Consider the following 20,672-nt stretch of genomic DNA (forward strand, 5'->3'; position numbering starts at 1 on the left):
CTGGGTTTGCCTATTAAATGGGGCGAAAAGCCATCCCAGCTTATGGCTATAGCATCGTTATCGTTACGTGCTTATGACAAAACGATCATTGAATCCATGTGACCTATTGGTTAGAACTCAACACAGGTTGGCGCCGTAACGACGCCGACACATAGGCTCGCCACGCCGGCAGCGAGCCCACCAACGGCAGGAAAACCCTGCCCGGCCCCACGCGGGGCCGAAGGATATCTAGACAGTCAACAAGTGAGGGAAACACCCTATGAGAAGACTTAAGCGTGATCCGTTGGAAAGAGCATTTTTACGCGGATATCAATATGGCGTTCATGGTAAATCCCGTGAGCTTTGCCCATTTACTCTACCGTCGGTACGCCAAGCCTGGATCAACGGCTGGCGAGAAGGACGCGGCGACAACTGGGACGGTATGACTGGCACTGCGGGAATCCACAGACTCAACGAACTTCACGCCGTCGGCTGACACGGGGCACTTAATCCGACAACCACCTTGAAGATTTTGTAACGACTTAACCACGCACGTCCTATCCGGGCGGCGGGCTTCGGCCCAGGGGGCTCCTTTTGGAGCCCTTTTTAATGCTCGGAAATTGGCTGATCGTTCCCACGCTCTGCGTGGGAACGCCTCCCAGGACGCTCCGCGTCCAACCTGAGGTCTTGCGCAACGGCGACGCAGAGCGTCACAGGATGCATTCCCACGCAGAGCGTGGGAACGATCTATTGGCTGATCTATCAGCGCAAAGCCGCGATGGCATCCACCGACTCGCGAATCAACGCCGGGCCTTTGTAGATAAAGCCGGAATAGAGTTGCACCAGGCTGGCGCCGGCAGCGATCTTCTCGGCTGCGTGCTTGCCTTCGGTGATGCCGCCCACGGCGATGATCGGCAAGCGCCCCGCCAGTTCAGCGGCCAGTACCTTGACGATATGGGTGCTCTGGTCCCGCACCGGCGCGCCCGACAGGCCGCCCGCTTCGTCACCATGCGCCAGCCCTTCAACGCCGACGCGGCTTAAGGTGGTGTTGGTAGCGATCACCGCATCCATGCCCGAATCCACCAGGGCCTGGGCGACCAGCACGGTTTCTTCATCGCTCATGTCCGGGGCAATCTTGATGGCCAACGGCACGCGCTTGCCATGGCGCACGGCCAGGTCTTCCTGGCGCTGGCGCAAGGCTTCGAGCAATTGCTTGAGGGAATCACCAAACTGCAGGCTGCGCAGGCCTGGCGTGTTGGGCGAACTGACGTTGACCGTGACGTAGCTGGCGTGGGCGTAGACCTTGTCCAGGCAGGTCAGGTAATCATCCACGGCGCGCTCGACCGGCGTGTCGAAGTTCTTGCCGATATTGATGCCGAGAATGCCTTTGTACTTCGCGGCTTGAACCCGCGACAGCAAGTTATCAACGCCCAGGTTGTTGAAGCCCATGCGGTTGATGATTGCCTCGGCTTCGGGCAAACGGAAGATACGCGGCTTCGGGTTACCCGGTTGTGGTCGTGGCGTGACGGTGCCTATCTCGACAAAGCCGAAACCCAGTTGCGCAAAACCGTCGATGGCCGCGCCGTTCTTGTCCAGACCCGCAGCCAGCCCGACCGGGTTGGGAAAATCGAGCCCCATCACCGAAACCGGCATTTTTGCCGGTGCCTTGCATACCAGACCATTGAGCCCCAGGCGGCCACCGGCACCGATCAAGTCCAGGGACAGATCGTGGGAGGTTTCCGGGGAGAGTTTGAACAACAGCTGGCGGGCCAGGGTATACATGGGCGGGCTAGACTCGGATGGCGGCGAAAGGTGGCGCGATTATAGCCGGGGTGGCACGCCGGGTGCGAGGCGTGCCGTCCATTCGTCACTGGCGATGTGCAACCAACGCTTCATACTGCGCCCAGATTTTTTCTGCATAACGCAGGCGCAATGCCTCACGCTCGGGTGCCGGCCCGGCATTATAGGACCCCACGGCTGTCCAGTTGTAACCGAAGCGCTGGATGAAGTCGGCCAGGATCGAAGCCCCCACCTCGATCGATAAACACGGCTCAGTCAGCAACCTTTCCTCGGTAATCCCCTGCTTGGCCAGACGAGGCAAGTGCATGCTGTTGATCTGCATCAGGCCAATGTCTCGCGAACCATCGCTATTACCCGGGTTCATCGCGCCCGCGCGTGCGCCCGACTCCACCACAGCAATGGCTTTCAACAGCTCCGGCTCAATGTCATACCGGCCGGCGACTTCCTCCCAACAACTGGCCCAGGCCGGGTAGCTGCCCATCAGCAGGCACAGCAGCAAGCCTTTGCGCAAACGCTTAATCATGGTTCACCTGGCCACAGGCCGAACAGATGCGAGGCACACACGCCTGCCCTGGTAGCCGTTGGGTGTGTTGCCGAACGGTGACGGCACAAGTAAAGCGATACCCCCTGCCATAGATCGTCTTGATAAAGCCTTTGTCTTCTCTCAAGTGCTTGCGCAATTCATAGATACAACGGGTGAGCGACTCTTCCGCAACCTCGCCACGGGACCAGGCCTGCTCGAGTAAACGGTCCTTGGTCATCAGCACACCACCGGATGCCAACAGCAACCGCAGCACCTGCCACTCCTTGGGTGGCAGCTGAATATCCACACCCTCACCCGTTAACCGGCCATCAACATGCAAGGTCCATCCGGCAAAAAACCACGAGGCTGCCAGCCCTTCATTCGCGAGGGTCATATTCACCTCTGTACCTGATCTACTGACATTGATTTCCTTGTTTCCAGAAACGGTCGATACGCCAACCCCGCGACTATAGAAAGTCGGCCCCTGAGCAACGTTAGGGAAAAACCCATGTAATCGAAGCTTTGTGTGCGTATCGCGTAGGACTTTTCGCCATTACCGGCAACGAACACTCAGGAAAGCGTTGATAGGCGTTCAGAAAGTTATTGGATGTCAGAGGCTTCGCGGTTTTCGCGCACAAATGCACGTTGCACACGCTCATATTGACTTTGCGTCAGCGGCGGCGGCCCGATAGCACCCGCCAGCATCCGCGGCTCTGCACCAACCGCCCGGGCCTGGATCACAAACAGCCGTACCTCGGCGCGCCGACCGGAACCCACGCCGCCCTCACGTTCAAACGCGCCCAGCCACAGTCGCTTGCCCTGAGGCACGCGCACCACCGTGTTGATTCCCACCCGCCCTACTGCCCCGACCGAGCCTGGCTCGAGTTTGCTGTCCAGTTGACGGCCATCCTCAAGGGTCAGCTGCATTTCAATCTGATTCGCTGCCGCAAAGCGTGGTAGCACGCTGGCTTCGGTGCCATACCCAACGGGCTCCCACTTGCCGCTGTCAGCACCAGGCTTGGGCAGGTAAAAAGTATGGTTGTCCTGGAAAACCGCTGGAACATTCTCTTGGGTAAGCAGCACGGGGAACGCGGTGATCCTGGCTTTGCGTCGCCGCTCAAGAACACCGAGCTGTGCCATCAAACGGCTGTCATCCAAGGGCTCCAGCACCCGCGTCACGGAGGCTCCGGTGCCGGTTTCCTGAGCCCAGGCCACGCCCATCTTGTCGAGTTCTCTACGGTCTACATCGATCTGCCACAGCGACACTTCGATTGGTCGCTTGGGCTTGTCCAACTCCGCCACCAGTTCCTCTATCACCTTGACCTGATCAGGCTTGCCCTTGATCAGCAAGCTGTTGGAGTCCGGGTAGGCCATCACCAACAGGCTCTTGTCAGCCAGCAAACCCGGAGGGCGCTGCCTGGCATCCTTCTGCTCGATAGCCAACAGGTTCTCGATCATAGTGGCCATGCCCGGTACATTGACCTTGTCGTCACCCATGACGTACTGACGGTCTGCCACATGGGTGTTGAACACCTGCACCACACCGAAGGCCTGTTTACCGACACGCACTTCGGTGCGCGGCCTGTCCATCAGTTGGGCCAGGTGCAACACCTGGTTCACATAATTAGGTGGCCCGGACACATAGAACGTGCGCGCGCCGCTCTCTCTGAGCGGATAACGTGATTCATCAAGCCCCGAACGGCGCATGAACCCGCGCAACCTGTCGACCGGAATGTGCCGCAGCGCAACCGCCGAGCTTTTTGCTTCGCTGGCGTCATACAGGTAAAGCACCTGCCCGTCGCTGTACCAGATCAGGCCCTGCTGCTCGGCGACGGTCGCGAGGGTCTGCTGCGCAGCCTCCAGATCGAAGGTGCCGCAAATGCGTTTACGCGCCGCTTCGCGGCTGACAACGACGGGCACCCCCAAAGAATGCGACAACGCACTGAAAAAGGTATGCAGGCTTTCATCCCGGGCTTCGTAGCTTGCGCCCCAGGCGCAGGCATTGGCCCACAGCAACGCACCGCACAGCAGCCAGCGGCATAGCCAGGGAGAGCTCATCGGTGGTAGCTCATCAGGATCGGTGAATCGATAGGCAACTTGAGTGTTCCTAGCAGTCGGGCGCAAAGAAGCGGCCATACTGAAAGGCACTCGAGTTTCAATCTTGATGGAAAGGTGACGGCAGGTTCCATCCGCCTGCCCGTGGCATGTGCCTTGCTACGGACTCTGCATCAGAGCCCGCGCCAACGTCGGAGCAGGCTTACAGACAAAGGCGTCGTTACCCGGCAATGGCTTGTACTGCCATGCGAAGGAGCGATGCTTTTTTTTTGACAGAAAAGGTAGGTGTTGATGAACGACTCGGTCGGCAACAGCCCGGTGAACACCCCACTGGCGTGGGTCAACGGCAGTGACGCCCCGGAAAAGAGCAGCCTGGACCTGGGTTTCATGGCACTCACCGACTGCGCTTCATTGGTGGTCGCCGCCACCCAGGGATTTGCCCAACCCTACGGCCTGACGCTGAACCTCAAGCGCCAATCCTCCTGGGCCAGCCTGCGCGACAAACTGGTCAGCGGTGAACTGGACGCCGCCCACAGCCTGTACGGGTTGATCTATGCCGTACACTTGGGCATTGGCGGCGTAGCGCCCACCGACATGGCGGTACTGATGGGGCTCAACCAGAACGGCCAGAGCATCAACCTGTCCCACGGCCTGCAACAGCAGGGCGTGACCACTCCTGAGGCGCTCGACCGCCACGTGCACCAAAGCCGAACAAAGCTGACGTTCGCCCAGACATTTCCCACAGGCACCCACGCCATGTGGCTGTATTACTGGCTGGCGAGCCAAGGCATTCACCCGTTGCAAGATGTAGACAGTGTGGTGGTGCCGCCACCGCAGATGATCGCGCACCTGCAAGCCGGGCGCATCGACGGTTTTTGTGTCGGTGAGCCCTGGTGCGCCAGCGCGGTCAAGCAAAACCAGGGGTTCACCCTGGCCACTACCCAGTCGATCTGGCCAAACCACCCAGAAAAAGTGCTCGGCTGCACCCAGGCGTTCGTCGATCAATACCCAAACACCGCCCGCGTACTGGTTATGGCGATCCTCGAGGCCAGCCGTTTTATCGAACAAAGCCAGGAAAACCGCCGCTCTACCGCACAACTGCTCAGCGCTCGCGAGTACCTCGATGCCCCGCTCGACTGCATCGAACCCCGCTTGCTGGGGGCTTATGACGACGGCCTCGGCAACCAGTGGCAAGACCCGCACGCCCTGCGCTTTTTTGCTGATGGCGAGGTGAACCTGCCGTACCTCTGCGATGGCATGTGGTTCATGACCCAGTTTCGACGTTGGGGCCTGCTGCGCGAAGACCCGGACTACCTGGGCGTGGCTCGCCAGGTGCAGCAACTGGACCTGTATCGCCAGGCCGCGACTGCCGTTGGCGTCCCGGCCAACGCCCAAGACATGCGCAGCAGCCTGTTGATCGACGGCAAGATCTGGGACGGCTCCGACCCCGCCGCCTACGCCCGCAGCTTCCGACTGCATGCCCTGGCGAACCTTACCAGCCGCCAGGCACTGCGCTGACAGGACCACGACTATGTTACGAATCCTGTTGATCAACGACACCCCGCGCAAGGTTGGGCGCCTCAAAGCCGCTTTGACCGAGGCCGGTTTCGAGGTGATCGATGAGTCCGGCTTGACCATCGACTTGCCGGCGCGCGTCGAAACGGTGCGCCCGGACGTGATCCTGATCGATACCGAGTCACCCGGTCGCGATGTGATGGAGCAAGTGGTGCTGGTCAGCCGCGACCAGCCGCGACCCATCGTGATGTTCACCGATGAGCACGACCCGAACGTGATGCGCCAGGCGATCAAGTCCGGGGTCAGCGCCTACATCGTCGAAGGCATTCAGGCCCAGCGCCTGCAGCCGATTCTCGATGTGGCCATGGCCCGCTTTGAAAGCGACCAGGCCTTGCGCGCCCAGCTCCAGGCCCGTGACCAACAGTTGGCCGAGCGCAAGCGCATCGAGTTGGCCAAGGGCATGCTGATGAAAATGAAGCACTGCAATGAGGAAGAGGCCTACACCCTGATGCGCCGCCAGGCCATGAGCCGCCAGCAGAAATTGATCCAGGTGGCCGAGCAGATCATCGCCATGAGTGAGCTGCTCGGCTGAACTGGCGCAGCTCTTGCTAAGCACTTATTACAGGTAGCCAACGGCGGTTGCCCCTTCTACGACAAAGACGTCGCTCATCCGGTTTGCACTCGCGAACTCGATGGCGGCGTTTTTTTTCGTTTTGGCCCCGGCGATTGGGGCCAACAGGCCTTCTGACAAGACCCCCAACCGTTGAGGTGCGTGATGAAATCAAGCTTCTGGAAATCCGGGCACACCCCGACCCTGTTTGCCGCGTTCCTGTATTTCGACCTGAGCTTCATGGTCTGGTACCTGCTGGGGCCACTGGCGGTGCAGATTGCCGCCGACCTGCACCTGACCACCCAGCAACGCGGCCTGGTGGTGGCCACGCCAATCCTGGCAGGCGCGGTGCTGCGCTTTTTGATGGGCATGCTGGCCGACAAGCTGTCACCCAAGACCGCCGGGCTGATCGGCCAGGTGATTGTGATCGCCGCCCTGTTCGGCGCCTGGAAACTCGGCATCCATACCTACGAGCAAGCGCTGTTGCTGGGCGTGTTCCTGGGCATGGCCGGTGCATCCTTTGCAGTCGCCCTGCCCTTGGCTTCCCAGTGGTATCCGGCTGAGCACCAAGGCAAGGCCATGGGTATTGCCGGCGCCGGCAACTCCGGCACCGTATTTGCCGCCTTGCTGGCGCCGGTATTGGCCGCCGCATTTGGCTGGAGCAATGTGTTCGGCTTCGCGCTGATCCCGCTGGTGCTGACACTGATCGTGTTCGCGTGGCTCGCGCGCAATGCGCCCGAGCGCCCGAAAGCCAAGTCCATGGCCGACTATTTCAAAGCCTTGGGCGACCGCGACAGCTGGTGGTTCATGTTCTTCTACAGCGTGACGTTCGGCGGCTTTATCGGGCTGGCCAGCGCTTTGCCCGGCTACTTCAACGACCAGTACGGCCTGAGCCCGGTGACCGCCGGCTACTACACCGCCGCCTGTGTGTTTGGCGGCAGCTTGATGCGCCCCTTGGGCGGTGCACTGGCCGACCGCTTCGGTGGGATTCGCACCCTGCTCGGCATGTACGGCGTGGCAGCGATTTGCATCGCCGCCGTGGGTTTCAACCTGCCAAGTTCCTACGCCGCACTGGCGCTTTTCGTCTGCACCATGCTCGGCCTCGGTGCAGGTAATGGCGCGGTGTTCCAACTGGTGCCCCAGCGTTTTCGCCGCGAAATAGGCGTGATGACCGGCCTGATCGGCATGGCGGGCGGCATTGGCGGCTTTGCCCTGGCGGCAGGCATGGGCGCGATCAAACAGAGCACCGGCAGTTATCAGCTGGCCTTGTGGTTATTTGCCAGCCTTGGCGTGTTGGCCTGGTTCGGCCTGCACGGCGTCAAGCGTCGCTGGAGAACCACGTGGGGCTCGGCCGCCGTGACCGCCGCACGCGTCTGATGAGCCTGCAACTGAGCGTCGCCCAGGCCAGCGCCATCGGCCCGCGGGCAGAAAACCAGGATGCCCTGCGGGTGGTCACGCCCATGCCGGAACTGGCCGCAAGCAAGGGTTACCTGTGCGCCATCGCCGATGGCGTCAGCCAATGCGCCGACGGTGGCCTGGCCGCCCGTTCAACCTTGCAGGCGCTGGCCCTGGACTACTACGCCACGCCGCAAACCTGGGGTGTGGCCCAGGCACTGGAGCGACTGTTACTGGCACAGAACCGCTGGTTGCAGGCCAACGGCGGTGGCCAGCCGCTGCTGACCACCCTCAGCGCCCTGGTATTTCGCGGCCAACGCTTCACCCTGGCGCATGTGGGGGATTGCCGGGTGTATCGCTGGCTGGACGGCGAGTTGCAGCGCATCACGCAAGACCATGTGTGGGAACAACCGGGCATGCAGCATGTGCTCAAGCGCGCCCTCGGCCTGGATCAGCACCTGGTGCTGGACTTTCTCGACGGTGAACTGCGCGAAGGCGAGTGCTTCCTGCTGCTCAGCGATGGCGTGTGGGCCACGTTGGGCGACCACAGCATCAGCGCGATCCTGCGCGAACAAACCAATCTCGATGTGGCGGTGAACACGCTCGTCAGTGCCGCACACCTGGCCGCCAGCCAGGACAATGCCAGCGCGCTGCTGGTGCGTATCGACCAGCTAGGCGCCGCGACCCTGGGCGATGCGCTGGTGCAGTTGCAGCAATGGCCGCTGCCACCGCCCCTGAAGGCCGGGCAACGCTTTGAAGGCTGGCAGGTTGAAAGCCTGCTGGCGCAAAGCCGACAGTCATTGCTGTACCGCGTGCGCGATGCCCAGCAACAAGCTTGGCTGTTGAAAACCTTGCCGCTCAACCGCGACGATGACAACGACGCCGGCCAAGCCTTGCTGTCGGAAGAATGGTTTCTGCGACGAGCGGCCGGGCGCGCGTTTCCTGAAGTGCATGCGGCCAGTGGGCGTCAGCATTTGTACTACGTGATGCGTGAATATTCGGGGCAGACCCTCGCGCAGCTGTTCCAGCAACAAGGCCCGCTGCCCTTGGCGCAATGGCAGTCCATTGCCGAGCGTTTGCTGCGGGCAGTGGGCCTTCTGCATCGACGGCAGATCCTGCACCGTGACATCAAGCCGGAAAACCTGCTGCTGGGCGATGATGGCGAATTACGCGTGCTGGATTTCGGCCTGGCCTACTGCCCGGGGCTTTCCGAGGACCGCGCCCATTTGCTGCCCGGCACCCCAAGTTTTATCGCGCCCGAAGCCTTCAGTGGCGAACGTCCTACGCCGCAACAGGATTTATACAGTATCGGTGTCACGCTCTATTACCTGCTGACCGGGCATTACCCCTACGGTGAAATCGAAGCTTTCCAGCGGCCACGTTTCACCCAGCCCGTCAGCGCCAGTCGTTACCGCCCCGATTTACCGGACTGGTTGCCGTTGAGCCTGGAACGCGCTGTGGCCGCACAGCCCGCAGAACGTTATGAAACCGCCGAGGAATGGTTGCTGGTGCTGGAACAGGCCGACCGCCGTGAATTGAGCGTACGACCCAAACCGTTGCTGGAGCGCGAGCCGCTCAAGGTCTGGCAAACCCTGGCGACCGTCTCGCTGCTGGTCAATCTGGTGCTGCTGTACTGGCTGCTGCACCACTAGGGGGCGAATTCCCACGCAATATCGATGGGAATCCCAATAAAACGGGCGTCCGGCGACTTGGCACAACCGCTGCATTAGCTTCATCAACAACTCACATATAGCCGCCCCTTCAACGTCGAAGGGTCGAGCTTCCCGAGAGAACGGGACCGGACAAAGGTGTCCTCGCCAGGTAACTGGTGGGGGCGCCTTTTTTTGTTTGCGCACGATTTGTCGAGCCATTGCGGAGAACGACATGAAGAAACTCAAACTGGTGATGATCGGCAACGGCATGGCCGGGGTTCGCACCCTTGAAGAATTGCTCAAGCTGAGCAGCGACCTGTACGACATCACGGTGTTCGGCGCCGAGCCCCACACCAACTACAACCGCATCCTGCTGTCACCAGTGCTGGCCGGCGAGCAGACCTTCGAAGAGATCGTGCTCAACGACCTCGACTGGTACCTGGACAACCACATCAAGCTGTTGCTCAACCGCAAAGTGGTGCAGATCGACCGCGTAAGACGCATCGTCATCGCTGAGGACGGCAGCGAGGCCGAGTACGACCGCCTGTTGATTGCCACCGGCTCGACGCCTTTTATCCTGCCAATCCCCGGCAATACCTTGCAGGGTGTGATCGGCTACCGCGACATCGCCGACACCCAGGCCATGATCGACACCGCCAGGACCCACAAGCACGCGGTGGTCATCGGCGGTGGTCTGCTCGGCCTGGAAGCCGCCAACGGCCTGATGTTGCGCGGCATGCACGTGACCGTGGTGCACATCGGCGAATGGCTGCTGGAACGCCAGCTGGACAAGACCAGCGGCCAGTTGCTGCAAACCGAACTGGAAAGCCGTGGCCTGGTGTTTCGCCTGTGCGAGCAAACCCAGGCCCTGCACGACGCCGGCAATGGTCGTGTCGGCTCGGTGCAGTTCAAGAATGGCGACATCATCCCCGCCGACTTGGTGGTGATGGCCGCCGGCATCCGCCCCAACACCGAACTGGCAGAGAAATCCGGCATCCCCTGCAACCGAGGGATTCTGGTCAATGACACTCTGCAAACCTACGACCCGCGCATCTATGCCATCGGCGAGTGCGCCAGCCACCGTGGGATCGCCTACGGCCTGGTGGCGCCGCTGTTCGAACAGGCCAAGGTCTGCGCCAATCACCTGGCCCAACTGGGCTTTGCCACTTACAAAGGCTCGGTGACCTCGACCAAGCTGAAGGTCACCGGCATCGACCTGTTTTCCGCCGGGGATTTCATGGGTGGCGAAGGCACTGAGACCATCACCCTCTCCGACCCGATTGGCGGCGTGTACAAGAAGCTGGTGATCAAGGACGACATCCTGGTTGGCGCGTGCCTGTACGGCGATACCGCCGACGGTGGTTGGTATTTCCGCCAGATCCGTGAGAACCACGCGATTGGCGAGATTCGTGATCACCTGATGTTTGGCGAAAATGCTTTAGGCGATGTCGGCCACCAAGGCCAGGACAAAGCCATGAGCATGGCCGACAACGCCGAAGTCTGCGGCTGCAACGGCGTGTGCAAAGGCACCATCGTCAAGGCGATCCAGGAACACGGGTTGTTCAGCGTTGACGATGTGAAGAAGCACACCAAAGCCGCCAGCTCCTGCGGATCCTGCGCCGGGCTGGTGGAACAGATCCTGATCAACACCGTGGGCGGCGCCGCCGACGTCCAACCCAAAAGCGAAAAAGCCATCTGCGGCTGCAGCGACCTCAACCATGGGCAAATCCGCCAGGCGATCCGCGACCAGCACCTGCTGACCATCGCCGGCACCATGAGCTACCTGAACTGGCGCACCCCCAACGGCTGCGCGACCTGCCGCCCGGCCCTGAACTATTACCTGATCTCCACCTGGCCCGGCGAGGCCAAGGACGACCCGCAATCGCGCCTGATCAACGAACGCGCCCACGCCAACATTCAGAAAGACGGCACCTACTCCGTAGTCCCACGGATGTGGGGCGGTGTGACCAATCCGTCGGAGCTGCGGCGCATTGCTGACGTGGCCGACAAGTACAACGTGCCGATGGTCAAGGTCACCGGCGGCCAGCGCATCGACCTGCTGGGCATCAAGAAACAGGATTTGCCCGGTGTGTGGAAGGACCTCGACATGCCCTCCGGCCACGCCTATGGCAAATCCATCCGCACCGTGAAGACTTGCGTGGGCAGCGAGTTCTGCCGCTTCGGCACGCAGAACTCCACGCAGTTGGGTATCGAGTTGGAGCACGACCTGTTCAATATGTGGTCGCCGCACAAGGTCAAGCTGGCGGTGTCCGGTTGCCCACGCAACTGCTCGGAAGCGGGCATCAAGGACGTCGGCATTATCGGCGTCGACTCCGGCTGGGAGATGTACATCGGCGGCAACGGTGGGATCAAGACCGAAGTCGCGGAGTTTTTCGTCAAGCTGAAAACTGCCGAAGAGGTGCGTGAATACAACGGCGCGTTCCTGCAGCTGTATCGCGAAGAGGCTTTCTACCTCGAGCGCACCGTGCATTACCTGCAACGGGTAGGCATGGAGCACATCAAGAAAGCCGTTCTGGAAGACCCGGCCCGGCGCCAAGCCCTCAACGAGCGCCTGCAATTCTCGCTGTCATTCGAACAAGACCCGTGGAAAGAACGCCTGGAACAGCCGCTGCTGAAAAAGGAATTCGAGGTCATCCCCGTCAAACAGCTGGAGGTGTCGGCATGAACTGGCTGGATATCTGCGCCCTCGATGAAATCAACGCCCTGGGCTCGCGCATCATCAATGGGCCAAAAGGCGATATTGCGATTTTTCGTACCAGTGACGATGAGGTTTTCGCTCTTGATGACCGCTGCCCACACAAAGGCGGGCCGCTGTCCCAAGGCTTGATCTACGGCAAGCGCGTGGCCTGCCCGCTGCACAACTGGCAGATCGACCTGGCGTCGGGCGAAGCCCAGGCGCCGGACATCGGTTGCGCCCATCATCACCCCGCCCGTGTGGAAAACGGCCGGGTGATGCTGGCCCTGCGGGACGCCGGTTGATGAACCGCCAGACCACCGCGTCCACCTGCTGTTACTGCGGGGTGGGTTGCGGCCTGCTGATCGAGCATGACGGCGTGCAGATCCTGGGTGTGCAAGGCGACCCGAACCACCCGGCCAACTTCGGCAAGTTGTGCAGCAAGGGTTCGAGCCTGCACCTGACCGGCGACCTGACCGCCCGTGCCTTGTACCCGGAACTGCGCCTGGGCAAAGGCCTGTCCCGCGCCCGCACCGACTGGGACACCGCCCTGGACCACGCGGCCAACGTGTTCGCCGACACCCTTGCCGAACATGGACCGGACAGCGTGGCGTTTTACATCTCTGGCCAGTTGCTGACCGAGGACTACTACAGCTTCAACAAGCTGGCCCGCGCGCTGGTGGGCACCAACAATATCGATAGCAATTCGCGGCTGTGCATGTCTTCGGCAGTGGTCGGCTACAAGCGCAGCCTGGGCGCCGATGCGCCGCCGTGCAGCTATGAAGACCTGGAGGCAAGTGATTGCGTGATGATCGTCGGCAGCAACATGGCCTACGCCCATCCGGTATTGTTCCGACGTCTTGAGGAAGCCAAGGCGCGGCGCCCGCAGATGAAAGTGCTGGTGATCGACCCACGGCGCACAGACACTTGCGATTTGGCCGACCTGCACCTGGCGATCCTGCCGGGCACCGATGTGGCGCTGTTCCATGGGATCTTGCACCTGTTGCTGTGGGAAGACTGGATCGACCGCGACTTTATCCAGACGCATACCGATGGGTTGCTCGAGTTGAAACGACTGGTGCATGACTACACGCCGCAGATGGTCACGCAGTTGTGCGGCATCAGCGTCGAGCAGTTGCGCGTGTGTGCAGAGTGGGTCGGCACCTCCGGCAGTTTTCTCTCGCTGTGGTGCATGGGGCTCAACCAGTCCACCGCCGGCAGCGCCAAAAACAGTGCGCTGATCAACCTGCACCTGGCCACCGGCACCATTGGTCGGCCGGGTTGCGGGCCGTTTTCCCTGACCGGCCAGCCAAATGCCATGGGCGGGCGCGAAACCGGCAGTTTGTCGAACCTGCTGCCGGGGCATCGCGAGGCGGCCAACCCTGAGCACAGGGCTGAAGTCGCGGCCTATTGGGGCGTTGAATCGTTGCCGGCGCCTACCGGGCTTACGGCTATCGAACTGTTCGAACAGATCCAGGCCGGCAAGATCAAGGCCGTGTGGATTGCCTGTACCAACCCCGCGCAATCCTTGCCGGACCAGAACAGCGTGCGTGCGGCATTAGCGGCCTGCCCGTTCGTGGTGTTGCAGGAGGCTTTTCGCACCACCGAAACCGCCGCCTACGCCGACCTGCTGTTACCCGCCGCCAGTTGGGGCGAGAAAGAAGGCACGGTGACCAATTCCGAACGGCGGATTTCCCACGTACGCCGCGCCATCGACCCACCCGGGGAAGCACGGCCGGACTGGGCGATTACCGTGGATTTCGCACAGCGCCTTGAGCAACGCTTGCGTCCGGGGTTGCCGAGTTTGTTCGCCTTCGAGCAACCGGCGCAGATCTTTGATGAGTACAAGATGTTGACCCGTAACCGCGACCTAGACCTGTCGGGTATCAGCCATGCCCTGCTCGACCAGCTCGGCCCGCAGCAATGGCCATTTCCCGTGGGCGCACAAGCGGGCACGCCGCGCCTGTACACCGAGGGTGTGTTCCCGACACACAGCGGCCGCGCGCACTTTATCGCCGACCCTTACCGCGCCGCCAAAGAACAACGTGACGCGCGCTTCCCACTGACCCTGATCACCGGGCGCCTGCGCGATCAATGGCACGGCATGAGCCGCACCGGCACAGCCGCGCAGTTGTTCGGGCACGTCAATGAAGCACTGCTGAGCCTGCACCCGGATGAGCTGCGTCGGCACCGTTTCAAAGAGGGCGATCTGGTCAGCCTGAAAAGCCGTCGTGGCAGCGTGATTATCGCCGTCAGCAGCGATGACAGCGTGCGCCCGGGCCAGGCATTCCTGCCGATGCATTGGGGTGATCGCTTTCTCAAGGGCGGTGTTAATGCCCTTACCCAGCCGGCGTTCGACCCCTTGTCGAAACAGCCCGAACTCAAACACAGCGGCGTGCGCCTGGAGCCAGTGCAACTGCCGTGGCAGCTGTTCGCGCTGATCGAGGGAAATGTGCAGCAACACTTTGACGCCCTACGCCCGCTGTGTGAGGGCTTTGCCTACGTCAGCTTGAGCCTGGCCGGGCGTGAACGGCCGGCTCTTCTGGTGCGCGCAGCCCATACCGAGGCGCCCGACTTGCAACTGTTAACCCGTATCGACGAACTGCTGGGCCTCAATGACGGCCCGGTCATGGCCTATGACGATCCGCGGCGTTCGATTGGCAAGCGGGTAAAAATCGAAAAAGGCCGCATCACCGCGCTGCGCCTGGCCGGCGAAACCCTGGCACGGCATTGGTTGCAGAGTTTGTGGTTGGAAGGCCGTGCCGACGATCAACTACGGCGCTGGTTACTTGCGCCGCTCAGTGCACCACCGGGCGGCGCGGCAGCCAGCAGTAAAATTTTGTGCAACTGCAAGAGCGTCAGTGAAAGCGCGGTATGCGCCGGTATCGGCCGTGGCCTGGACCTGGCCGGGCTTAAGCAGGAACTGGGCTGCGGCACGCAGTGCGGCTCTTGTGTACCGGAAATCAAACGTCTTTTGGCCAGCACGTCGCTGCCAATCGCAATCAGTGTGTGAGGGGATAAACATGAGCGCAAAAGTCTGGCTGGTAGGCGCAGGCCCCGGTGATCCGGAGTTGTTAACCCTCAAGGCGGTACGCGCCCTGCACGCAGCCGATGTGGTGCTGATCGATGATTTGGTCAACCCGAGGGTGCTGGAGCACTGCCCGGACGCTCGGGTGATAACCGTGGGCAAGCGCGGCGGCTGCCGTTCGACACCCCAGGATTTTATCCACCGCCTGATGCTGCGCTATGCGCGCCAAGGCAAATGCGTGGTGCGACTTAAGGGCGGCGACCCGTGTATTTTCGGCCGGGGCGGCGAAGAAGCGCTGTGGTTGCGTGAACGCGGGGTTGAGGTGGAATTGGTCAACGGGATTACCGCGGGCCTGGCAGGTGCAACGAACTGCGATATTCCCCTGACGCTGCGCGGGGTCAGCCGCGGTGTGACGCTGGTCACGGCGCATACCCAGGACGACAGCAGCCTGAACTGGCGTGCCTTGGCCGAGGGCGGTACGACATTGGTGGTGTATATGGGCGTGGCGAAGCTGGAGGAGATTCGTCAGCAATTGCTGGAGGGCGCAATGGCAGCGGATACGCCGGTGGCGATGATCGAGAACGCATCATTGCCTCAGCAACGCGAGTGCCGCAGCACTCTGGCGCACATGCATACCGATGCACAGGTATTTGCTCTGAAAAGCCCTGCAATCCTGGTGATCGGCAGTGTTGCTGGCGCAGGGCAAGCCGCCTCTATTACTGTGTCAGCCAGCGCCTGAGGTAAATTTCAGGCAAAAAAAAGCCCGGCCTAAGCCGGGCTTTTTTCTACCACTCAGTAATTACTGAGCTTGAGCTTCAACCGACGCTTCTACGCGACGGTTAACAGCGCGACCAGCTTCAGTTGCGTTGTCAGCAACTGGGCGGGATTCGCCGTAACCTACCGCGGTGATGCGGCTAGGAGCAACGCCGTCTTTAACCAGGACTTGCTTAACAGCGTCAGCACGACGCTGGGACAGCTTCTGGTTGTAAGCGTCTGGACCGATGGAGTCAGTGTGACCAGCAACTTCTACGTTGGTAGCTGGGTACTGAGCCATGAAGTCGGCCAGGTTTTTCACGTCGCCGTAGCTGTTAGGCTTAACAACCGACTTGTCGAAGTCGAACTTAACGTCCAGCTCAACACGAACAACCTGAGCAACTGGAGCTTCTGGCTCTGGAGTTGGCTCTGGAGCTGGTGCTGGGGTAGGAGCTGGAGCAGCTGCGCCAGCGTTACCGCCGAAGTTCACACCCAGGCCGACCAGTGCGGAGTAGTCCCACTTGCCGTTGTCCAGTGCGTAGTCAGCTTCAACACCGGCACGAGCGTACACGTTGTTGGTGAAGTAGTACTTCACGCCAGCGCCGGCGATAGCCAGGGTGGACTGGTCGCGACCGCTGTGGCCGTCAGCTTTGACGTTGCCACGGCTTTGGTGGCCGAAACCGCCTTCTACGTATGGACGCAGGCTGTCAACGCCAGCCTGGCCGAAGTGGTACTGAGCAGTCAGGCTGCTAGTGTCGCCACCGATCTTCTGGCTGCCAGTACCGTCGTTCGAACGGGTGTGGTTGGTTTTGTCGTAGGACAGGTTCAACGACAGGTCGTCGGTCAGGAAGTAACCAATGCGAGCGCCTGGGTTGAAGCCGTCTTCGATGTGCTTAACGCTATCGTTGTACTGCTTCTTGTAGAACAGCTCGCCTTCAACTGCGCCTTGGCCTTGTGCCAGTGCGCCGAAAGAAGTAGCGGCAATAATAGAACCAATGGCAAAGCCCAAGGTGTTTTTCAGTTTCATCCGTTAAATCCCCATCTGGTGATTGTAAAGCAGTCCCACAAACCGGGGGACAACTCGGCGACAAGTCTAACAGAACTTGCCTACACGTAAGAGATATTTGCCACGCACTAAGTTTCAGTCTCGCCCGCAAATTTCTCACGTAATTTATCAAGAGCACGCTTGTAACGCATTTTTGTAGCACTCAAACCCATGTGCATGATGTCAGCAATTTCCTGAAACTCCAGCTCTGCGACAAATCGTAGCACCAGAATTTCCCGGTCAATCGGATTCACATGCACCAACCAGCGATCAAGTCCGGCCTTTTCCTCGGGTACCGGCGCCTTTTCTTCAGACGCTTCCTCAAGGGGGTCCAGACTTAAAGCGTCCATCAAGCGACGCTTTCGCCGTTCCTTACGATACTGCGTGATGCACTCGTTGTACGTGATGCTATAGAGCCATGTCTTGAACTTCGATTTGCCCTCGAAGTTCTTCAGGCCGTACAGCACCTTGAGCATCACTTCCTGACAGACATCATCCGCATCTCTATCGTTCCCTAAATACCTTGAACAAACGTTGAACAGAGTGCGTTGATACCTGCGCATCAATTCTTCGTACGCGCGTGTTACGTGAAACAGCTCCGTGTGCGAGCGCGCGACCAACTCCTCATCAGAGAGCTCACGGGGGTCATAGCGCGTGGACAGCGTTTGGGCTTTATTCAAAACAAGTCGTGCCGACAGTCAGGTCAATGTCCGCTACAGCCCGGTCTCCCGGGTTTGCGGCGGCGTACATTAGCAGGATTTGCCGGGTTAGCGGCTACTGACCTGCTGCTCGAGGAGAATCCGATTGGACAGCGATACCAGCTCACCGTCATCGGTCAGCACCGTCGTCTTGACCGTGCCGATCTCCTCGATTTGCCCTTCGACCTCGCCCACACGCACCTGTTGCCCAACCTGATACAGCTCACGCACATAGATTCCCGCAAGAATCTGACCGGCAATTTCCCGGCTTCCCAAACCCATGGCCAGCGCAACTGCCAGACCAACGGTAATCAAAACAATCACAATCACGTGGTTTAGAAGGTCAGTTTTGACCTCCAGCTGGCTGATCGCGACGGAAATACTGATGATGATCACCAGCCCCTGGGCAATTCGCCCCAGGCCCGCAGCATAGTCCAACCCCACGCCTTCAGCAGCACCGCGCACCAGCCCGTTGGCCAGTTGCGCCAGTAAAACACCTACCAGCAACACCAGCGCGCCGCCGAAAACCTTCGGCAAATACAGCGCCAGCATGTCGAGCGTAGCTGAAACTCGCTCAAGTCCAAGGGATTGAGCCGCAGAAACCAGAAAAATAAGCAGAACGAACCAATAAACGATCTTACCGATGAGGGTTGAGATCGGCACTTGCAGCCCTGCACGGCCCAGCAGCTTGGTCAGGCCGGTGCCCGCCATCAAGCGATCCAGCCCCAATTTTGCGAGCAATTTGGACAGCAGGGTGTCGAGCAACTTGGCCACGACAAAGCCCAGCAACACCAAAACCAGAGCACCAAACAGGTTGGGAATGAAATTCGCCACCTTGGTCCACAATGCGGTCATCGCGGTGACCAGGCTCTGGGTCCAGAGATCAAGTTCCATATTCAATCAGCCTTATCAGCAGTGCGAGCAAGAGGTTTACGACGCGAAACCGGCGATACGTGGGCCGAACCATTGTTCAGGGCCATCATCAACGCCGGCAACCAACGACCCAGCAGACCGAACAGGTCACCCGCCCCTACCTGACGGTTGGCGGTTTTCAACACGCGGCCCAGGCATGCATCGTCATCACGGTTGGATGGCGACGCATTGAGCATGTCACGCAAAGACTGTTCGAACGGATCGTGCATAAAGACCTCTCGCAAGTGAGTTAAAAGACGAGGGTTAAATTCTTTGGGTCACATGTGCCCCTGCCTGTGTTCAGGTCATATTCAGGTCAAACCCAGCGCAATCGTCGAAATAGCCACCATTGCCCCAGTGCTACCGAGACCATCAACAAGCAGGCAATCACGAATCCATAGGGGCTGGCAGAGAACGGAATCCCGCCCACATTTATACCCAGCAAACCGGTCAGAAAACTCATCGGCAGGAAGATCCCGGTGATGATCCCGAAGCGGTACATGGTGCGATTCATGCGTACGCTCAAGCGCCGGTCTTCGGCCTCAAGTACCAGCCCCACGCGCTCCCGGGTCAGTTCGAGCTCTTCCAGGTAGCGCGTCAGGCTGTTGTTCAATTCGTTCCAGTAGTCAGCATCGTCATCACAAAACCACGCTAATTTGATCCGCGTCAGCTGCGCAAAAATATCCCGCTGCGGCGCCAGGAAACGCTTCAATCCGGCAGCCCGTCGACGGATCTGCAAGACGTTGCCGTGCTCCGGAGTATACCGTTCGTCGGCATCGAGTTTTTCTTCCTCTAAATCGACGACTTCGGACAGGTCGGTGACCAGATCCTGCACTTTATTGGTCAGGTACTGCGCCATATAAAGGATGAGTTCAGAGGCGGTTTTTGGCCCTTTGCCCTCAGCCAGTTGCACCAGCAGCTCATCGGTAGCCCGCAATGGGCGCAAGCGCAGGGAAATCACGCGACTGGCTGCCGCGAAAATACGCACCGAGACCATGTCTTCCGGCTCGGCGCCAGGGTTGAGGTTGACTCCGCGCAGAAACAACAGCAATTCGCTGTCCGGCAGCGGCAACAGGCGCGGTCGGGTGTTTTCCTCCAGCAACAAGTCGCAGGCAAATTCGCTCAAACCGCTGGATTTACGCAACCAGGTCTGGGTTTGTGGATGGCTGCGATCCCAATGCAGCCACAGGCTTTCCTGAGGCTGCAGCTGCAAATCATCGAGCTCAGTCCGGGCAATCGAACGCGCACCGCCTTTACCGTCCAGCACCAGGGCATGCACCAGCCCCCATTGCGCGTTTTCTTCCTCGAACATCCTCACCCCTTTCGGCTACTGCGGTTTATTCAGGCATTTTCAGCGGGCTTGGCGAAACGATCACGCCATTATTGTCGGCGTAGACGTACTCACCAGGGCGGAATGTCACGCCGGCAAACGTCACCACCACGTTCAGGTCGCCAATGCCGCGCTTGTCGGTCTTCATGGGGTGAGGCGCCAGCGCCTGCACACCCAGGTCTGTCTGGGCGAGGACGTCGACATCACGCACGCAACCGTAGATCACCAACCCTTCCCAACCATTTTTTGCAGCTTTCTCGGCGATCATGTCGCCCAGCAGCGCGCGACGCAGGGAACCGCCGCCATCGACCACCAGTACTTTGCCGGCGCCTGGTTGGTCGGCCTGTTCCTTGACCAGCGAATTGTCTTCGAAGCACTTGATGGTGACGATTTCACCGCCAAAGGAGTCTCGGCCACCGAAATTACTGAACATCGGCTCAACTACCTGCACCAGCTCCGGGTAGGCGTCGCACAGATCGGGCGTCACGTAATGAATCATCGGGAAACTCCTGTCATCAAGGAAGAGGTCGAACATCCCACGGTGTACATCAGAAAAACGCGTCACAGCGGCTGAAGTTTAAGCGCTCACCCCTCAGCGGCGGCCATGATCAGACCCACGCCATCGCAACGCAATAGCGACTGCGCGACTGAATATGACCAGAAGCGTCTGACGCGTCATATC

The 20,672-nt window shown here is 60.2% G+C and carries 19 protein-coding genes; 9 read left to right on the forward strand and 10 right to left on the reverse strand.

Features of this window, described 5'->3' with window-relative positions; translation table 11 throughout:
* Nucleotides 1-259 precede the first annotated feature (259 nt).
* On the forward strand, nucleotides 260-475 hold the full coding sequence (locus HBO23_RS19735) for a ribosome modulation factor (protein WP_002553055.1): 216 nt from the start codon (nucleotides 260-262) through the stop codon (nucleotides 473-475).
* Nucleotides 476-741: 266 nt separating this feature from the next.
* On the opposite strand, the gene HBO23_RS19740 is transcribed toward HBO23_RS19735, so the two are convergent.
* From HBO23_RS19740 to sctC, 4 genes are all read right to left on the reverse strand, one after another.
* On the reverse strand, nucleotides 742-1,761 hold the full coding sequence (locus HBO23_RS19740; RefSeq protein WP_017134772.1) for a quinone-dependent dihydroorotate dehydrogenase: 1,020 nt from the start codon (nucleotides 1,759-1,761) through the stop codon (nucleotides 742-744).
* 85 nt (nucleotides 1,762-1,846) lie between these two features.
* Nucleotides 1,847-2,302 (reverse strand): transglycosylase SLT domain-containing protein, encoded by a 456-nt coding sequence (locus HBO23_RS19745; protein ID WP_099548806.1) that lies wholly within the window; start codon nucleotides 2,300-2,302, stop codon nucleotides 1,847-1,849.
* Complete coding sequence (locus HBO23_RS19750) at nucleotides 2,295-2,696, reverse strand: winged helix-turn-helix domain-containing protein (protein WP_169984961.1); 402 nt, start codon at nucleotides 2,694-2,696, stop codon at nucleotides 2,295-2,297. The genes HBO23_RS19745 and HBO23_RS19750 overlap by 8 nt, the downstream gene beginning before the upstream one ends.
* A 206-nt stretch (nucleotides 2,697-2,902) precedes the next feature.
* A complete protein-coding gene (gene sctC, locus HBO23_RS19755; RefSeq protein WP_170039285.1) occupies nucleotides 2,903-4,360 on the reverse strand; it encodes a type III secretion system outer membrane ring subunit SctC in 1,458 nt (485 codons plus the stop codon).
* A gap of 288 nt (nucleotides 4,361-4,648) precedes the next feature.
* Between sctC and HBO23_RS19760 the strand changes: the two genes are divergently transcribed.
* From HBO23_RS19760 to cobA, 8 genes are all read left to right on the forward strand, one after another.
* The gene (locus tag HBO23_RS19760; RefSeq protein WP_170039287.1) at nucleotides 4,649-5,875 is read left to right on the forward strand and encodes a CmpA/NrtA family ABC transporter substrate-binding protein; all 1,227 of its coding nucleotides are present in this window, start codon (nucleotides 4,649-4,651) and stop codon (nucleotides 5,873-5,875) included.
* 13 nt (nucleotides 5,876-5,888) lie between these two features.
* Nucleotides 5,889-6,464 (forward strand): ANTAR domain-containing protein, encoded by a 576-nt coding sequence (locus tag HBO23_RS19765; protein ID WP_053257467.1) that lies wholly within the window; start codon nucleotides 5,889-5,891, stop codon nucleotides 6,462-6,464.
* Between the two features lie 183 nt (nucleotides 6,465-6,647).
* Nucleotides 6,648-7,859, forward strand: a complete 1,212-nt coding sequence (locus HBO23_RS19770; RefSeq protein WP_170039289.1) for a nitrate/nitrite transporter — start codon at nucleotides 6,648-6,650, stop codon at nucleotides 7,857-7,859.
* On the forward strand, nucleotides 7,859-9,529 hold the full coding sequence (locus HBO23_RS19775) for a bifunctional protein-serine/threonine kinase/phosphatase (RefSeq protein ID WP_170039327.1): 1,671 nt from the start codon (nucleotides 7,859-7,861) through the stop codon (nucleotides 9,527-9,529). The genes HBO23_RS19770 and HBO23_RS19775 overlap by 1 nt, the downstream gene beginning before the upstream one ends.
* A 232-nt stretch (nucleotides 9,530-9,761) precedes the next feature.
* A complete protein-coding gene (gene nirB, locus HBO23_RS19780; protein ID WP_170039291.1) occupies nucleotides 9,762-12,215 on the forward strand; it encodes a nitrite reductase large subunit NirB in 2,454 nt (817 codons plus the stop codon).
* A complete protein-coding gene (gene nirD, locus HBO23_RS19785; protein ID WP_017134764.1) occupies nucleotides 12,212-12,529 on the forward strand; it encodes a nitrite reductase small subunit NirD in 318 nt (105 codons plus the stop codon). Before nirB ends, nirD begins: the two co-directional genes overlap by 4 nt.
* Nucleotides 12,529-15,237 (forward strand): nitrate reductase, encoded by a 2,709-nt coding sequence (locus tag HBO23_RS19790; protein WP_170039293.1) that lies wholly within the window; start codon nucleotides 12,529-12,531, stop codon nucleotides 15,235-15,237. The genes nirD and HBO23_RS19790 overlap by 1 nt, the downstream gene beginning before the upstream one ends.
* A 10-nt stretch (nucleotides 15,238-15,247) precedes the next feature.
* The gene (gene cobA, locus HBO23_RS19795) at nucleotides 15,248-15,991 is read left to right on the forward strand and encodes a uroporphyrinogen-III C-methyltransferase (RefSeq protein ID WP_099548799.1); all 744 of its coding nucleotides are present in this window, start codon (nucleotides 15,248-15,250) and stop codon (nucleotides 15,989-15,991) included.
* A 60-nt stretch (nucleotides 15,992-16,051) separates the two neighbouring features.
* Here cobA and HBO23_RS19800 read toward each other — a convergent pair whose 3' ends face one another.
* The 6 genes from HBO23_RS19800 to rraA all read right to left on the reverse strand — a co-directional run bounded on the left by HBO23_RS19800 (nucleotide 16,052) and on the right by rraA (nucleotide 20,486).
* Entirely contained in the window at nucleotides 16,052-17,032 is a 981-nt protein-coding gene (locus HBO23_RS19800) for an OmpA family protein (protein ID WP_017134761.1), read from the reverse strand.
* A 107-nt stretch (nucleotides 17,033-17,139) separates the two neighbouring features.
* On the reverse strand, nucleotides 17,140-17,730 hold the full coding sequence (sigX, locus tag HBO23_RS19805) for an RNA polymerase sigma factor SigX (RefSeq protein WP_017134760.1): 591 nt from the start codon (nucleotides 17,728-17,730) through the stop codon (nucleotides 17,140-17,142).
* Between the two features lie 87 nt (nucleotides 17,731-17,817).
* The gene (locus HBO23_RS19810) at nucleotides 17,818-18,642 is read right to left on the reverse strand and encodes a mechanosensitive ion channel domain-containing protein (RefSeq protein WP_003193288.1); all 825 of its coding nucleotides are present in this window, start codon (nucleotides 18,640-18,642) and stop codon (nucleotides 17,818-17,820) included.
* Between the two features lie 2 nt (nucleotides 18,643-18,644).
* Nucleotides 18,645-18,890, reverse strand: a complete 246-nt coding sequence (locus tag HBO23_RS19815) for a hypothetical protein (protein ID WP_005790375.1) — start codon at nucleotides 18,888-18,890, stop codon at nucleotides 18,645-18,647.
* Between the two features lie 86 nt (nucleotides 18,891-18,976).
* The gene (locus tag HBO23_RS19820) at nucleotides 18,977-19,972 is read right to left on the reverse strand and encodes a zinc transporter ZntB (protein WP_138814349.1); all 996 of its coding nucleotides are present in this window, start codon (nucleotides 19,970-19,972) and stop codon (nucleotides 18,977-18,979) included.
* Nucleotides 19,973-19,997: 25 nt separating this feature from the next.
* Nucleotides 19,998-20,486 (reverse strand): ribonuclease E activity regulator RraA, encoded by a 489-nt coding sequence (rraA, locus tag HBO23_RS19825; protein ID WP_169985266.1) that lies wholly within the window; start codon nucleotides 20,484-20,486, stop codon nucleotides 19,998-20,000.
* Nucleotides 20,487-20,672: the final 186 nt, after the last annotated feature.

Source organism: Pseudomonas sp. WS 5532, assembly GCF_012985445.1.
Taxonomy (GTDB): domain Bacteria; phylum Pseudomonadota; class Gammaproteobacteria; order Pseudomonadales; family Pseudomonadaceae; genus Aquipseudomonas; species Aquipseudomonas edaphica.

Excerpts from the sequence above, each read along its gene's own strand:
- HBO23_RS19735 (WP_002553055.1), top strand. The coding sequence starts at position 260 with ATGAGAAGACTTAAGCGTGATCCGTTGGAAAGAGCATTTTTACGCGGA.
- HBO23_RS19740 (WP_017134772.1), bottom strand. The coding sequence starts at position 1,761 with ATGTATACCCTGGCCCGCCAGCTGTTGTTCAAACTCTCCCCGGAAACC.
- HBO23_RS19745 (WP_099548806.1), bottom strand. The coding sequence starts at position 2,302 with ATGATTAAGCGTTTGCGCAAAGGCTTGCTGCTGTGCCTGCTGATGGGC.
- HBO23_RS19750 (WP_169984961.1), bottom strand. The coding sequence starts at position 2,696 with ATGACCCTCGCGAATGAAGGGCTGGCAGCCTCGTGGTTTTTTGCCGGA.
- sctC (WP_170039285.1), bottom strand. The coding sequence starts at position 4,360 with ATGAGCTCTCCCTGGCTATGCCGCTGGCTGCTGTGCGGTGCGTTGCTG.
- HBO23_RS19760 (WP_170039287.1), top strand. The coding sequence starts at position 4,649 with ATGAACGACTCGGTCGGCAACAGCCCGGTGAACACCCCACTGGCGTGG.
- HBO23_RS19765 (WP_053257467.1), top strand. The coding sequence starts at position 5,889 with ATGTTACGAATCCTGTTGATCAACGACACCCCGCGCAAGGTTGGGCGC.
- HBO23_RS19770 (WP_170039289.1), top strand. The coding sequence starts at position 6,648 with ATGAAATCAAGCTTCTGGAAATCCGGGCACACCCCGACCCTGTTTGCC.
- HBO23_RS19775 (WP_170039327.1), top strand. The coding sequence starts at position 7,859 with ATGAGCCTGCAACTGAGCGTCGCCCAGGCCAGCGCCATCGGCCCGCGG.
- nirB (WP_170039291.1), top strand. The coding sequence starts at position 9,762 with ATGAAGAAACTCAAACTGGTGATGATCGGCAACGGCATGGCCGGGGTT.
- nirD (WP_017134764.1), top strand. The coding sequence starts at position 12,212 with ATGAACTGGCTGGATATCTGCGCCCTCGATGAAATCAACGCCCTGGGC.
- HBO23_RS19790 (WP_170039293.1), top strand. The coding sequence starts at position 12,529 with ATGAACCGCCAGACCACCGCGTCCACCTGCTGTTACTGCGGGGTGGGT.
- cobA (WP_099548799.1), top strand. The coding sequence starts at position 15,248 with ATGAGCGCAAAAGTCTGGCTGGTAGGCGCAGGCCCCGGTGATCCGGAG.
- HBO23_RS19800 (WP_017134761.1), bottom strand. The coding sequence starts at position 17,032 with ATGAAACTGAAAAACACCTTGGGCTTTGCCATTGGTTCTATTATTGCC.
- HBO23_RS19810 (WP_003193288.1), bottom strand. The coding sequence starts at position 18,642 with ATGGAACTTGATCTCTGGACCCAGAGCCTGGTCACCGCGATGACCGCA.
- HBO23_RS19815 (WP_005790375.1), bottom strand. The coding sequence starts at position 18,890 with ATGCACGATCCGTTCGAACAGTCTTTGCGTGACATGCTCAATGCGTCG.
- HBO23_RS19820 (WP_138814349.1), bottom strand. The coding sequence starts at position 19,972 with ATGTTCGAGGAAGAAAACGCGCAATGGGGGCTGGTGCATGCCCTGGTG.